This is a genomic window from Yinghuangia seranimata (genome assembly GCF_029953285.1).
GTDB classification, from domain to species: Bacteria; Actinomycetota; Actinomycetes; order Streptomycetales; family Streptomycetaceae; genus Yinghuangia; species Yinghuangia seranimata.
Genome location: NZ_JASAOI010000087.1, coordinates 39,934 through 53,453 on the forward strand (window position 1 = coordinate 39,934; position 13,520 = coordinate 53,453).

Consider the following 13,520-nt stretch of genomic DNA (forward strand, 5'->3'; position numbering starts at 1 on the left):
CATCACGGTTGCGGCCGTCGGCGACACTGGCAGCTCGGGGTGTGGACAACTACTCGAGCGACTCGAAACACCCATGGGCAGCCGTCCCCGTGACTTTGGGAACCAAATGGACGCTCAGCGTCCATTTGGTTCCCAAAGTCACGGGGAGCCCGATGAGAATGCCCGATTAGGGGAATTTGTTACGATTTGGGGATGTATTCTCGGCTCCGCACCGAGGCGCAGAGGCACAGCTGCGCGACCACGCCGGGACGAAGGGCGGGCGCTCGGACCACGGGCACATGAGCCGCACCGCTGTTCGCGGCGACCGCGCTGGGGCCGCAGGCGAGCGGCGCGGGGCGAGGGAGCGGCGCCACACTCCCCGCCCCTCCCGCTAGGTGCGAGGTCTTTAGCGCGGACGGCCCGCGGGTCAAGCCGCCTCCTTCGCCCCGGGACAGGCCATCTGAACCGGGTCAGGGTCACCGCGGCTTGACGCGCGGGACGGCCGCGCGAAAATCAAAAAGCGGGAGGGGCGGGAGGCCGCCAACAGCGTTGCAGGTCAGGGACGGTGCAGACAGGCGCAGTCCCCGCCGCAGCGCAACGGCCCAACCCCCGTGCGAGCCACGGCAGTCCACGCCCCGTGGGCGGATTGCGGTGTGGTGCCTCACCTCGAGGAGAGGCGTGGGCGCCACACCGCAATCCGTTCGGGCCGTCCGGCCGCCGTCCGGGCCGGAGGGCGTTAGCGGGCGCCTCGCACGAGGCGGCCGGGGCGGGCGCCGGTGTCTTGGCCGTTGCGGCGGGTGATTTGGCCGGCGACGACGGTGGCGACGTAGCCCGTTGCGTCCTGGAGCATGCGGCCGCCGCCGGCGGGGAGGTCGTGGACCATGCGGGGGCGGTGGAGGGTGAGTTCGTCGAGGTCGATGACGTTGAGGTCGGCGCGCTTGCCGGGTTCGATGACGCCGCGGTCGCCGAGGCCGTAGAGCTCGGCGGTGTCGGCGGTCTGCTTCTTGATGACGAACTCGAGGGGGAGGCGCTCGCCGCGGGCGCGGTCGCGGGCCCAGTGGGTGAGCAGGTAGGTGGGCTGCGAGGCGTCGCAGATCATGGCGCAGTGGGCGCCGCCGTCGGCGAGGCCGAAGACGCTCGCGGGGTGGGTGAGCATCTCGCGGATGGCCTCGTGGTCGCCGTTCGCGTAGTTGAACAGCGGGACGGTGAGCATGGCCTTGGCGTCGTCTTCGAGCATGAGGTCGTAGAGGGTGGCGAAGACGTCCTGCCCGCGCTCGGCGGCGATCGCCGTGACGGTGCGGTCGGCGGTCGGCTCGTAGTCGGGCACGGCCGCCATCGGGTACATCATGCCGACGAGCCGCTGGAGGGCCAGGTTGACCGAGTCGCCCGGGATGGACGCGTCGGACGGGAGGTCCTCTTCGGTCAGGACGGCCTCGCGGACCGCCGGGTCGGCGAGGGCGGCTGCGTAGGCGGCGTCGTCGAGCTCGCCCGCGGCGTGCCGCTCGTTGAGCGCGAGCAGGGTCGGCCGCTTGCTGAACGCGTTGCGGGTGGTGAACCCGGTGAGCATGCCGAACGGCCGCCCCGCGACCTGCGGGTAGAGCGGAATCCCGGCCTCGATGGCCTTCATCGACTCGGCCATCAGCTCGCGCCACAGCTCGGGCGCGGCCATCACCTGGAGCAGCGCGAACGACACCGGCATGCCGATCTCCTCGGCGAGCCGCTTCATCCACTCGACCTCGGTCCGCGGCGCGACGATGTCCTCGCCGGACGCGCCGGTCGGGGCCAGTTCGAACACCGCGCGGCCGCCCGCGGCCATCGCCCGTCCGAGCCCGAACAGTTCGTCCTCGGCGGCGAAGGTGCCCGGCACCGGCTCGCCGCCCATCGCGCGGTGCATGACGGTGCGGGAGGTGGAGAACCCGAGCGCGCCCGCCTCGACGGCCTCCTTGACGATCACGGCCATCGCCTCGATGTCCTCGGCCGTGGCTGGCTCGTTGCGCGCGCCGCGGTCGCCCATCGCGTACGCCCGGACCGCGCCGTGCGCGATCTGCACGCCGATGTCGGCGGCGAAGTGCCGCTGCTCGAGGACGTCGAGGTACTCGGGGAAGGTCTCCCAGCCCCACGTCATGCCCTCGGCGAGCGCCGTGCCGGGGATGTCCTCGACGCCTTCCATGAGGCCGATCAGCCAGTCCTCGGCGCCCGGCCGCACCGGCGCGAAGCCGACGCCGCAGTTGCCGGACACGATCGTGGTGACGCCGTGCGACGTGGACGGGTCAAGGAGTTCGTCCCAGGTGGCCTGGCCGTCGTAGTGCGTGTGGATGTCCACGAAGCCGGGCGTGACCAGGCGGCCGGCCGCGTCGATGGTCTCGGCGGCGTCGCCCTCGATCCCCGCGCCGCCGTCGTCGTGCCGGTGCACGGCGACGATGAGGCCGTCCTTCACGGCGATGTCGCCGGTGAACCGGTCGGCGCCGGTGCCGTCGACGATCGTGGCGTTGGTGATCTTGAGGTCGTACCTGGTGTCCATGTGCAAGCCCCTTCCCGCGCCCGGGATCTGAGCACGCATCAGATCCGTGCTCGCTGCGGTGAAGGTACGACTGCGCACTGTGCGAGTCAATATTCGCACTATGCAAAAAGATCGGGAAGCGGTACCGTGCCGGGCGTGGCCCGACCCTCACCGCAGACCGAACGCCTCGTCGCGCTTGTCGACGCCATCGCCGCGCGCCCCGAGGACGGCCTCACGCTGTCCGAGATCGCGCGCCACCTCGCGGTCACCCCGGCCACCTGCCACCCCATGCTGGTCAGCCTCTCCGAGCTGGGCTGGCTCGTCCGCCACCCCGTCCGCCGCACGTACCGCCTCGGCCCCGCGCTCGTCACCGTCGGCCGCGCCGCCGCGCGCGGGCTCAGCGTCGTTGACCTCGCCCTCCCCGGCATGCAGCGGCTGCGCGACGACCTCGGCCTGACCTGCATCGCGCTCGCCCCCGGCGAGACGCACGTGACCGTCGCCGAGGTCGTCCGCGGGCCCTCGGGGCACGGCCCGCACGTCCGCGTCGGCGACCAGATCCCGATCGCGCCGCCGCTCGGCGTCGGCTACGTGAGCTGGGCCGACGAGCAGACGCTGCGCCGCTGGCTCGACGGCGTCACGAGCGACCCGGCCAAACGCGCCCGGCACGAGGAGGCCGTACGCCGCTCGCGCGCCCGCGGCTACGCCGTCGAGCAGGTCACCCGCGTCGAGACCGAGCTCGGCCGCACCCTCGCGCAGCTCGACGAGCACCTGGGCGACCACTTCGGCGACCAGTTCGGCGACTTCACGCGGCACAGCGTGCAGGGCGACGGGCACGGGAGGGCGCAGGGGAGCGCGCAGGGCAACCCGCAGTACGGCACCGCGCAGGCCGACCCGTACCCCGACCCCGGCCGCGCCCCCGCCGCCGTCCGCCTGCGCACCCTCCTGGAGGAGATCGCCGGCGAACTCGGCGACACCGACCACGACGTCGTCCTCGACGTCGACCCCGACCGCGAGTACCGGCTCGGCCGCATCGGCGCGGGCGTCGTCGACGCCGACGGCGACGTCGCCCTCGTGCTCGCGCTGCACGGCTTCGCGCCGCGCACCCCGGGCGACCGCGTCGCCGACGTGGGGCGCCGCCTCGCCGCCGTCGCCGCCGAGGTGTCCGCACGCCTGCGGACCTGACCCGGGCAAACCCAGGGGCCGTGAGCCCCCGTCACATGTGGCGCAGATCACAGGCGTTGGTCTGACAACCTCATCAACCCCCGCCCACGTACTACTGGTCGTGCGGCACTGGAGAAGAACACGGCGCGCCCAACTCGACGAGGACTTCCGTGAATGGGCGCTCGCCCGGCAGGCGCATCTGCGCCGGTCGGCCTATCTGCTGTGCCGCGACTGGCACTTGGCGGAGGATCTCACCCAGACCACGCTCGCCAAGATGTACGCCGCCTGGAACCGCGTCCGCGAGGGCGACGGCCGCGAGGCGTACGCCCGCCGCGTGCTGTACCGGACGTTCGTCGACGAGACCCGCCGCGGGTACCGTCGCGAACACACCGGCGTCGACCTGCCGGACCCCGGCGTCCCGGCCGACGACCCGGCGCTGCGCATGGCACTGCTCGACGCCGTCGCGCACCTGCCGCCGCGCTGCCGCGCGGTGATCCTGCTGCGCTTCTGGGAGGACCAGAGCGTCGAGGACACCGCGGCCGCGCTCGGCTGCACCACCGGCACCGTCAAGAGCCAGACGTCACGCGGCCTCGCGGCGTTGAGACAGCGGCTGCGGGACGACGGCGGCTACGCCGGCTACGACGGCGGGACCGGCGGCGCAGGCATGGGTGGCGCCGGTATGGGAGGCGGCGCCACCCGTGTCGCGGGGGCACCCCCGCGACCGGCCAGGACCACGGATCTGCGACTGAGGACGGAGTGCGGAAGGTGAACAGCCGAGAGCCGAGGCGCGAGGACGGGACGGCCGACGACGGCCTCGGGCCCGCGCTCGCCGAGGCCGTGGACCGCCTCCGCTTCGCCGAGCCCGCGATGCCCGACCTGCTCGGGCCCGCCATGGCGGAAGGCGTCCGTATCCGGCACCGCCGGCGCACCACCATCCTGTTCGCGCTGACCGTCGCCGTGGTCGTGCTGACCACGAGCGTCGTCGGCGCGCTCGCCTATCTCGGCGGCGGCCAGGAGGCCGGACCCGCGGCGGGCGGCTCGCCCGCCTCGCAGCGCCCCTGGCCGAGCGGCAGCGCCGACCCCAAGCGGGATCTGATGATCAAGCAGTTCGCGGAGGCGATCGACAAAGCGCTGCCCAAGGCGCAGCTGGGCGTCGACAGCGAGTCGGTCACCGTGGCCTCGCGGCCCGACGGCCGCACCGTCTATCTGACCCTGCGGGACCGGCAGGGCCGGGCCGTCCCGATCGCGCTGTCCACGGGGCACGCGACCTCTGAGGTGAGGACCGCGGATCCCGGTGTGAACTGCGAGGTGCCGGCCAAGGTCGACCAGACCCCGCCGCTCGCCTACACGGCTCCGGGGGTCGGATGCCGCACCGCCGAAGGCGTGCCGGCGAGCAAGGAGCGCCGGGTCTGGGACGTCTTCGTCAAGCCGGTCGCGCCGGGGGAGCTCCCGATCGGCGCCGTCCGCATCGGCACGGACAGGCAGATCGTCCGTGCGTGGACGTACGACGCCTCGGCGGCCGGTGCCTCGGCGGCCGAAGCCTCGGCCGCGCCTGATCGGCTCCGCCTCACCGTCAACGTCCTTGCGACACTGGTCGACAACGCGCCGCTCGCAGCCTTCGTCCGCGGCATGGTCCCGGACGCCGGCACGACCTCGGACGGTCTGGTGACGCCCCGCGTGCCCTACGCCGGGACGCCCGGGCTCGACGGGGCCGGCAAGTACACGCCGCCCCTGGGCGCGGCGACGGCCACCGCGGACCTGTCGAGCCCGCCGGCCACCGGGAAGTCCACCGCGGGGTCCACTGCCGGGTCCACCGCGACCTCCGGCGGCCGTGGGGGGCCGTCCGCGACAGGCAGCCGAGCCGCCAGCCACACGCCGTAGCCGGCGGCGCGCCCGTAACCACCCGGCGAGCCCCCACCCGCGGGCACGCCCGTACCCACCCGCACCACACCGGCGCGCACCACACCGCGCCCCGGCGCACCACCCCCATGCCATCGACAGCAAGGTTGATGATGATTCGTCAGGTTTTGCCCGCCCGTGCAGTCGTCGCCTTCGCGGGCCTGCTCCTCGTCGTGGGATGCAGCTCCGACGGCGGCAAGGACGCCAAGGGCACCGCGCCGGGCGCGGCGGTGAGCGGAGGCGGCTCCGGCTCCGGGGGCGACCAGGGCTCCGCGAAAGGCGGTTCCGGAGGCGGCCCGCTGACCGCGCCGGCCGACGCCAACGACGAGCAGAAGAAGCAGTACGTCGAGACCAATGCGCTCGCCGACTGCATGAAGAAGGCCGGGTTCAACTACGTTCCGTATGTCCAGGTGACGCCGATCCAGGACCGCGACGACAACGACCGCGACTACACGGCGGCCCGCAAGATCCGCGAGAAGTACGGCTTCGGCGCGTTCTCGTCCGACGTCTACCCTGACGACCCGAACGCCCCAGGCGTGCAGTCCCCGGCCATCTCGCACGACCCCAACGACGCGACGTTCCGGGCCCTCCCGCAGGACCGCAAGGACGCCTGGAACACCGCGCTGTACGGCAGCGCCGACGGGGCGAAGATGAAGCAGTCCGTCGTCGACGGCAAGGGCTGCTACGGCGAGGCGCGCACGAAGGCGTACGGCGACAAGGCGAAGATCGAGGCCGACAGCAAGACCAAGGACGAACAGGGCCGGATCAACCGGCAGAACCTCAACGGCGACGCCGAACTCGTGCGCTTCGCACAGGCGTACGCCACATGCATGCGCGGCAAGGGTTACCCCCTCCGCACAACGGCCGTGATTGAGATCCGCACCGCCGCGCGGTTCGAATGGTTCGAGAAGGCCGGGACCATGCGTCCCCGTCCCGCCCCCGGCGACCCCAAGCCGACCAGCCCGGCCGGTCTGCCCCACATGGACCCCGCCGCCGCGCGCGGCATGCTCGCCCAGGAGATCCAGGCCGCGCTCGCCGACCTCGACTGCGGCAAGGACTTCCGCGCCGCGTACTACCCCAAGGCCGACAAGGCGCCGGGCGCCGAAGGCGCCGGCTGATGCGCCCGGCGGAACGCACGACGGAGGCCATGGCGGAAGGAGCGGGGTGAACAAGGCCAGGCGAACGTTCGGCGCCGTCCTGGGTGTCGTGCTGCTGGCGGGAGCCGGCGGCTGGTACGCGGGACAGCAGGTGCAGTCCCCGGCCGAGGCCGCCGCCTCGCACAAGGCGCCCCCGGCGTCCCTCGTGACGGTGCCGGTCGAGTCGCGTGTGGTGGCGAGCACCGTCGTGGCGCACGGCACGGTGAGCTACGAGTCGCCGGTGCCGGTGACGCTGTCGGGCTCGGTCGGCACCACGGGTGACGCACGCGGCGGCGACGGGGGCGGCGGCGTGCAGAAGGTGACGCGCGCGCCCACCGCGGGCGCGTCGCTCGACGAAGGCGCCGTGTTCATGGAGGTGTCCGGGCGCCCGGTGTTCGTGCTGCGCGGCGTCGTGCCGATGTACCGCGCGCTCGGCCCGGGCACCAAGGGCGCCGACGTGAAGCAGCTCAACGAGGCGCTCAAGCGGATCGGGTTCGACCCCGGGACGGCCGGCGACACGTTCACCGCCGGCTCCGGGACGGCGCTGAAGAACTGGTACAAGGCCCGCGGCTACGACGCGAAGGCGCCAGGGACGACGGAGCAGCGACGCATGCTCGAGCTCGAACAGGCCGTGCAGAACGGCGAACAGGCGCTCACGGCGGCGAAGAACGCGCTGACGCAGCGGCAGTCCGGCGGATCCGGGGGCGGTGGCAGCGCCGGCTCGGCCACGGGCGGCGGGGACACCGCGGGGTCCACCGCCGGATCCGGCGGCGGCACGACCGGCGGCACCACCGGCGGTACGACCGGCGGCACCGGGCGTCCCGGCACCGGCACTTCGGGCGGAACCTCCGGCGGCGCGGGCGGCACCGACCTCGCCTCCCTGCGCACCGCCGTGACCAACGCCGAGAAGTCGCTGGACATCGCCCGCCGCGACCTCGCGGACTACCGGGCGGCGTACGGCATTTCGCTCCCGGTCGGGGAACTGGTGTTCCTGTCGGCCCTGCCGGTGCGTATCGACCAGGTCAGCGCGAAGCCGGGCGACACCCCGTCCGGCTCGGTCGCGACGGTGACCGGCACCGGCGTGCGCGTCCAGGCCACCGTGCCGGGCGTCGACGCCGAACTGCTGCGCGTCGGGCTCTCCGTGACCCTGGAGGCCGACGACGGGAAGCGGTTCCCCGCCCACATCGAGGCCATCGGGGCCGCCGCCGAGCAGCAGGCCGCCGGCGGCGGCGACACCCGCGGCGGTGCGGGCGGCAGCGCGGGCGGCACGCCCGGCGCCCCGTCGCCCAACTCGTCGCCGGGCACCGGCGGCGGGGCCGGGCCGCAGCAGAACGGCGGCGCGTCCGCCGGAATGCCGGTCCCGGTGCGGATCGTCCCGGACGACGCGGCGGCGCTCACCGCCCTCGCGGGCCGCTCCATGAAGATCACCGCCGAGGTCGGCTCGACCGGCGGGCCGGTGCTCGCCGTTCCCGTCGCCGCCGTCTACACCGGTGCCGACGCGCAGGCGCGTGTGAAGGTGCAGCGCGGCGACGGCACCGTCGTGCAACTGCCCGTGACGCTGGGGCTGTCCGCCGGCGGATTCGTCGCGATCACCCCGCAGCCCGGGCAGCCGCTCGTGGCCGGTGACCGGGTCGTGGTGGGGGAGAAGTGACGGCGCTCATCGAATTCACCGACGTGGGACGGATGTTCGAGGCGGACCCGCCGGTGCACGCGCTGCGCGGCGTCACGCTGCGGATCGACCGCGGCGAGTACGTCGCCGTCACCGGGCCGAGCGGATCCGGCAAGTCGACGCTGCTCGGACTGCTCGGCCTGCTGGACCGGCCCACTTCCGGCACGTACCGCTTCGCGGGCGCCGAGACCACGACGCTGGCCGAACGGGACCGCGCCGCGCTGCGCGCCGGGTCGTTCGGGTTCGTGTTCCAGGCGTTCCACCTGCTGCCGTACCGCAGCACCGAGGAGAACGTGATGCTGGCCGAGGTGTACCGGCCGAAGGGCCGGCCGGCCCCGCCCCGCCGGGGACGGCGCGAGCGCGCGCTCGCCGCGCTGGAACGCGTCGGGCTCGGCCACCGCGCCGGGTTCCGGCCCGACCGGCTGTCCGGCGGCGAACGGCAGCGCGTGGCCATCGCGAGGGCGCTGCTCGGCGACCCCGACCTGCTGCTGTGCGACGAGCCGACCGGCAACCTCGACGGCGAGAACACCCAGGTGGTGCTGGACGTCCTGGAGGAACTCAACGGCCAGGGGCTGACCCTGCTGGTGATCACCCACGACGAGGCGGTCGCGGAACGGGCCGGACGCCGGATCCGGATCGCCGACGGCCGGGTGGTCGCAGGCGGGCCGGAGCCTGTGGACAACCCGTCCCCTGTGGATCACCAATTCGCCGGAGACCGCCCGCAATGGCCATGATTGAAAAGGGGGTCCCCCCCAGCCGTTTTGGCCGAGCCGTGGCCCGGCGTTCGGGCACCGGCACCCGGATCTCCCGTTCCGACCTCGTCGACGAGTCGCTCTCCGCCGTCCTCGCGCGCCCCATGCGGGCCGCGCTCACCGCGCTCGGCACCGTCCTCGGGATCGCCACCCTCGTCGTCACCATCGGCATCGCGGCGACCGCAGGCAACCGCATCGTCGGACGGTTCGACGAACTCACCGCCACCGCCGTCTCCATCACCCCCGAGACCACCCGCGCGTCACCCGACGACCCTCCGCTCATCGGCTGGGACGCCCCCGAGCGCATCACCCGCCTCAACGGCGCCGTCGCCGCCGTCGCGCTCGCCGAGAGCCAGCCCGGGCAGACGCCGCCGGTCCAGGCCAACGACATCAAGGACCCCTCCGCCGTCACCGCCCGCACCCTCGGCGTCGTCGCGGCGACCGTCGACCTGCCCGCGACCGTGCACGGCCGCGTCGTCGCGGGCCGCTTCTACGACGCCGGCAACGTGGCCCGCCGCGACCGGGTCGCGGTGCTCGGCGAGGAGGCGGCACGGCTGCTGGGCGTCACCCGGCTCGAGGACGGCCCGGCGGTGTTCATCGGCGGCGAACCGTTCACCGTCGTCGGCGTCATCGGCGACCTCAAGCGCGAACAGGCGCTCGCCGCCTCGGTGATCGTCCCGCCGACCGCGGCCGCCGACCGGCTCGGCATGCGCCAGGTCACCCGCGTCGTCGTCGACACCCGCCTCGGCGCCGCACAACTGATCGCCCGTCAGGCGCCGACCGCGCTCGCCCCCGGTCACACCGACGGGCTGCGCGTCCTCGCCCCGCCCAACCTGGAGCGGGCGCGCGGCGCGGTGGAGGACGACGTCAACGGCATGTTCCTCGTCCTCGGCCTGCTCTGCCTGGTGGTCGGCGCGGTCGGCATCGCGAACGTGACCCTGGTCGGCGTCATGCAGCGGATCGGCGAGATCGGCCTGCGCCGGGCGCTCGGCGCGTCCCGCCGGCACATCGCGGCGCAGTTCCTCGTCGAGTCCGCCGTCCTCGGCCTGCTCGGCGGCGTCGTCGGGGCGACGGCCGGCATGGTCACCGTGGTCGGGGTGTGCGTCGCCAAGGACTGGACGCCCGTCCTCGACCTGGGCCTGGTGTTCGCCGCGCCGCTCGCCGGCGTCGCGGTCGGCCTCCTCGCCGGGGCCTACCCGGCCTGGCGCGCCGCCCGCCTCGAACCGCTCGAAGCCCTGCGCGCCACCTGAACGCCCGCGGAAACCACGAGGGGTGGGGGGCCCCCGCGGCCCCCCCCCCCCCCCCCCCCCGCCCCGCCCCGGGCACTCCATCGGCCGCCCCGCCGCGGCCGGCGCCGCGCCGCGCCCCAGGTCGTTCTCGCGCCGCTTGAGGTCGTCCTCCCAGCGCTTGAGCATGTCCTCGTGCTCGCGGTTGCTCTTGCTCAGCGACGCCAGGAACTCCGGGTCGTCGTCCGGCGCCATGTAACGACGGCTGCCGCCGCGTTCCGCGACCGTCTCGCGCTCCGGGCGGCCCGCGACGAACCACGCGATGGCGCCGATGAGCGGGAACAGCAGGATGATGAAGACCCACGCCAGCTTCGGCAGGTTCCGCGCCCGATGTTCGTCCGTCGTCAGGCAGTCGATGAACGCGTACAGGTCGATCGCGAAAATCAACAGGAACGGCGCGACGCGCAACATGGACAGAACTCCCTGGACTATGAGACGACCGCAGCCAGCCTAACGGTCGCCAGGCAGACGGTCACAGACCCTGGACTTTGGACGACGCCGACAGTTCGTAGACCAGCGTGATCTCGCGCCGCTCCCCGGGGGCGAGCGTCACGTCGTAGCGGACGACGCCCTCGCCGTCGACCTCGTCCGGGCGCGGGGTGCAGGACTCGGTCTTCACCGCGACCTCGACGGCCGAGACCTCCGAGACCGGCACCCGTTCCCGCACGACGACCGGCACGGGCGCGCCGGTGCCGGCCAGGTGCGACACGAACAGGCGGACGGTGCGGGACGTCGTCGTGCGGCCCGTGACCGCCTTCGTCGAACGCTCTTCCGACGTGTGCCGCACCACCCGGAAGGTGTCCTCGCTCCCGAACGGGAGCCGCACCTCCTCGCCCTGCCCGCTGAACTTCAGCCGCCCGCGCCCCACGAAACCGCTGGCCCGTACCAGGTCCACCGGCCCCGCCAGCAACACGTGCCCCGCCTCGTTCGGGAAGTACGCCACCCGGGTCACCAGCGGCGACAGCTCCGGCGTCGCGGCGTGCTCGGTGCGCGCCGCCGCCGTGAACGACGTCAGGTGCACGCGGTGCGGCCGCCCGTCCGAGGGCACCGTCACCGGCGTCGGCGCCGCCAGCACCCGCACCTCGCCGCCGTCGTCGACGCCCGGCAGCTCCGCCGCCCCGCCCGCACCGCCGCCGCCCGCGACCGCGCCGACCGTGCTGATCTCCTCCTCGCGCAGGTCCACCTCGACCGTGCGCTTCTCCTCGCCGGTCCTGTCGCGCAGCGCCAGCACGTCGTCCACCAGCGCCGGCGGCTTGGCCGCGAGCGTCGGACGGGCCGTCGACAGCGACAGCCGCACCCCCGACCAGTCCTCGCCGGTGCGCTGCCACACCACCGCGTCCGAGTCCAGCCGCAGCGAGGCGCCGTCCGCCGCCAGCGTCGCCCGGTACGCCGGACGCCACAGCGCGCACGGCACCAAGTGCACGACCCGCAGCTCCACCGCGCCCGCGCGCTCCGCCTCGACGACGACCTCGACCCACGCCGCGACCTCGTCCGGCGGCTCCTCGGTCGCGGCCAGCGCGCCGCGGGCCTCCGCGAGCCGGACGTTCACCCGGTCCCGCTCGTTCGCGATGCGGTGCAGTTCCTCGTGCCGGTCCTCCTCCGCGGCGTCGACGGCGTCCAGGCGGCCCGCCCAGTCGACCGTCTCGAACCGCATCGTCGGCGTGCCCTCGACACCCGCGAACTCGCCGAGCGCGCGGTGCAGTTCCTCGCGTGCCTGACGCACCACCGCGTAGCCGGTCGCGGCGGTCTGACGGCGCCGGTCCAGATCGCGCAGCGCCTCCTCCAGCTCGTGCACCAGCGCGCGCAGCTTGGACGCGTCCGGGCCCGGGCCGTGGGGGAGCGGCACTTCGGCGGCGCGCACGATCCGCGCGTCCACCACCGTGACCGCACCCGAGGAACCGCCGTCCGGCGCGGTCGCCTCCGCGCGCAGCGAACGGTCCACCGCGAGCGCCGTCACCGGACCCACCCGCAACCGCTGGACGCCGGCCACGAGTTCGACCGTGCCGGAGCGCTCCACCTGCGCGCGGTCCTCCAGGCACGTCACCGCGGTGATCGGCAGCGCCAGCGGTGCGGCCGCCGCACCGTTCCGCGTCGTGTCCATCGCGTCACCCCCGCCGTTGACAGGGCCGTGGTCCCGGCCCGCTCCCGCATCCACGCCCATGCTCACGACCGCCGGTTCCCGCCGACGACGGCCTTGCCGGTCGGGATGCGGATCTCGAACCGGCCCGCCAGCGAACGCGTCCCGCCCGCGGGCACCTTGAGCCGCCACAGCCGGCCGCCGCGCACGTAACGCCCGTCGCGCAGCTCGGTGTCCTTCTCCCACGCCGGCTCGGACGCGTGCTCCTCGACCTTGACGTCCTTGTCGTCGCTCACCGGCACCCGCTCCAGCACCTCGAGCGTGATCTCGTGCCCCAGGTGGTTCGCGACGTCGACCTCGATCCGGTGGTCGAGCACCGTCGTGCCGCCGCGCAGTCCCGCCGTCGACTCGTGCATGTGCGTACGACGCGCGACCTGCACGCTCTCCACCACGCCGACGCCGACCCGCTGCCGCTCGCCCGGCGCCAGCGTCGGCAGCGGCACCGTCATCAGGAACTCGCCGCCCACGCTCACGTCCGCCGGGCCCGCGAGCAGCGCGTGCGGCGAGGCGTTCGCCACGTGCACCGTGCCGTAGACCGCCTCGTCGACGGCCGGGACGCACACGAACTCCGGTGTCAGGCCCACCTCGACGGTGCACACCGGAACGGTGTGCCAGCCGCCGTCGGCCTCCACGTCGGCCCGTGCCGCGACGTCGAAGCGGTAGTCGTACGAGCCCGCGGACTCACGCACCGGGGCGCCGTGCACCGGAAGTCCCAGGCCCGCCACGGCCTCCGCGCGCCGCCGGAACTCCACCGCGACCGCGTTCCACGCCGCCGCCGGACGCAACCGGCCGCGCACCGCCGTGCCTTCGTCGGCACCCGCGAGCACGAGGCCGCCGTAGTCGAGCAGTTCGGCGTCCGGCGAGATGGGCGCAGGCTCGGCTTCGGGCGGACCGCCCGGTGCCAGACGCGCCATCTCGTCGGACATCTCGGCCGCGGCGTAACCGCCCGCGCCCGAGGGGCCCCTGCGCGCCCGAGCGCGCGGCGGCGACGCAGGCCGAGC

General features: G+C 74.1%; 10 protein-coding genes and 1 pseudogene. 7 read left to right on the top strand and 4 right to left on the bottom strand.

All coding sequences use genetic code 11. From position 1 onward, the window contains the following. Nucleotides 1-715 precede the first annotated feature (715 nt). A complete protein-coding gene (locus tag QI554_RS41030) occupies nucleotides 716-2,500 on the bottom strand; it encodes an N-acyl-D-amino-acid deacylase family protein (RefSeq protein WP_281478001.1) in 1,785 nt (594 codons plus the stop codon). Between the two features lie 135 nt (nucleotides 2,501-2,635). Here QI554_RS41030 and QI554_RS41035 point away from each other — a divergent pair, with 135 nt between their 5' ends. From QI554_RS41035 to QI554_RS41065, 7 genes are all read left to right on the top strand, one after another. Further along, nucleotides 2,636-3,661: an IclR family transcriptional regulator gene (locus QI554_RS41035; protein WP_281478002.1), complete on the top strand. Its 1,026-nt coding sequence runs from the start codon at nucleotides 2,636-2,638 to the stop codon at nucleotides 3,659-3,661. Between the two features lie 100 nt (nucleotides 3,662-3,761). After that, the gene (locus tag QI554_RS41040) at nucleotides 3,762-4,409 is read left to right on the top strand and encodes a SigE family RNA polymerase sigma factor (RefSeq protein WP_281478005.1); all 648 of its coding nucleotides are present in this window, start codon (nucleotides 3,762-3,764) and stop codon (nucleotides 4,407-4,409) included. Further along, nucleotides 4,406-5,521, top strand: coding sequence for a hypothetical protein (locus QI554_RS41045; protein WP_281478006.1), 1,116 nt, complete (start codon nucleotides 4,406-4,408; stop codon nucleotides 5,519-5,521). Before QI554_RS41040 ends, QI554_RS41045 begins: the two co-directional genes overlap by 4 nt. Before the next feature lie 146 nt (nucleotides 5,522-5,667). After that, nucleotides 5,668-6,657, top strand: a complete 990-nt coding sequence (locus tag QI554_RS41050) for a hypothetical protein (RefSeq protein ID WP_281478007.1) — start codon at nucleotides 5,668-5,670, stop codon at nucleotides 6,655-6,657. A 46-nt stretch (nucleotides 6,658-6,703) separates the two neighbouring features. Then, on the top strand, nucleotides 6,704-8,326 hold the full coding sequence (locus QI554_RS41055; RefSeq protein ID WP_281478008.1) for a Tat pathway signal protein: 1,623 nt from the start codon (nucleotides 6,704-6,706) through the stop codon (nucleotides 8,324-8,326). Further along, nucleotides 8,323-9,078 (top strand): ABC transporter ATP-binding protein, encoded by a 756-nt coding sequence (locus QI554_RS41060; RefSeq protein ID WP_343230861.1) that lies wholly within the window; start codon nucleotides 8,323-8,325, stop codon nucleotides 9,076-9,078. The genes QI554_RS41055 and QI554_RS41060 overlap by 4 nt, the downstream gene beginning before the upstream one ends. A 38-nt stretch (nucleotides 9,079-9,116) precedes the next feature. Further along, a complete protein-coding gene (locus QI554_RS41065; RefSeq protein WP_281478010.1) occupies nucleotides 9,117-10,346 on the top strand; it encodes an ABC transporter permease in 1,230 nt (409 codons plus the stop codon). A gap of 288 nt (nucleotides 10,347-10,634) precedes the next feature. Here the strand turns inward: QI554_RS41065 and QI554_RS41070 are convergent. The 3 genes and pseudogenes from QI554_RS41070 to QI554_RS41080 all read right to left on the bottom strand — a co-directional run. Next, nucleotides 10,635-10,793, bottom strand: a pseudogene (locus QI554_RS41070) (PLDc N-terminal domain-containing protein); the annotation flags it as partial. 61 nt (nucleotides 10,794-10,854) lie between these two features. Continuing rightward, on the bottom strand, nucleotides 10,855-12,483 hold the full coding sequence (locus tag QI554_RS41075; RefSeq protein WP_281478011.1) for a DUF4139 domain-containing protein: 1,629 nt from the start codon (nucleotides 12,481-12,483) through the stop codon (nucleotides 10,855-10,857). A 62-nt stretch (nucleotides 12,484-12,545) separates the two neighbouring features. Then, the coding region (locus tag QI554_RS41080) for a DUF4139 domain-containing protein (protein ID WP_281478013.1) at nucleotides 12,546-13,520 on the bottom strand (975 nt) is incomplete at its 5' end.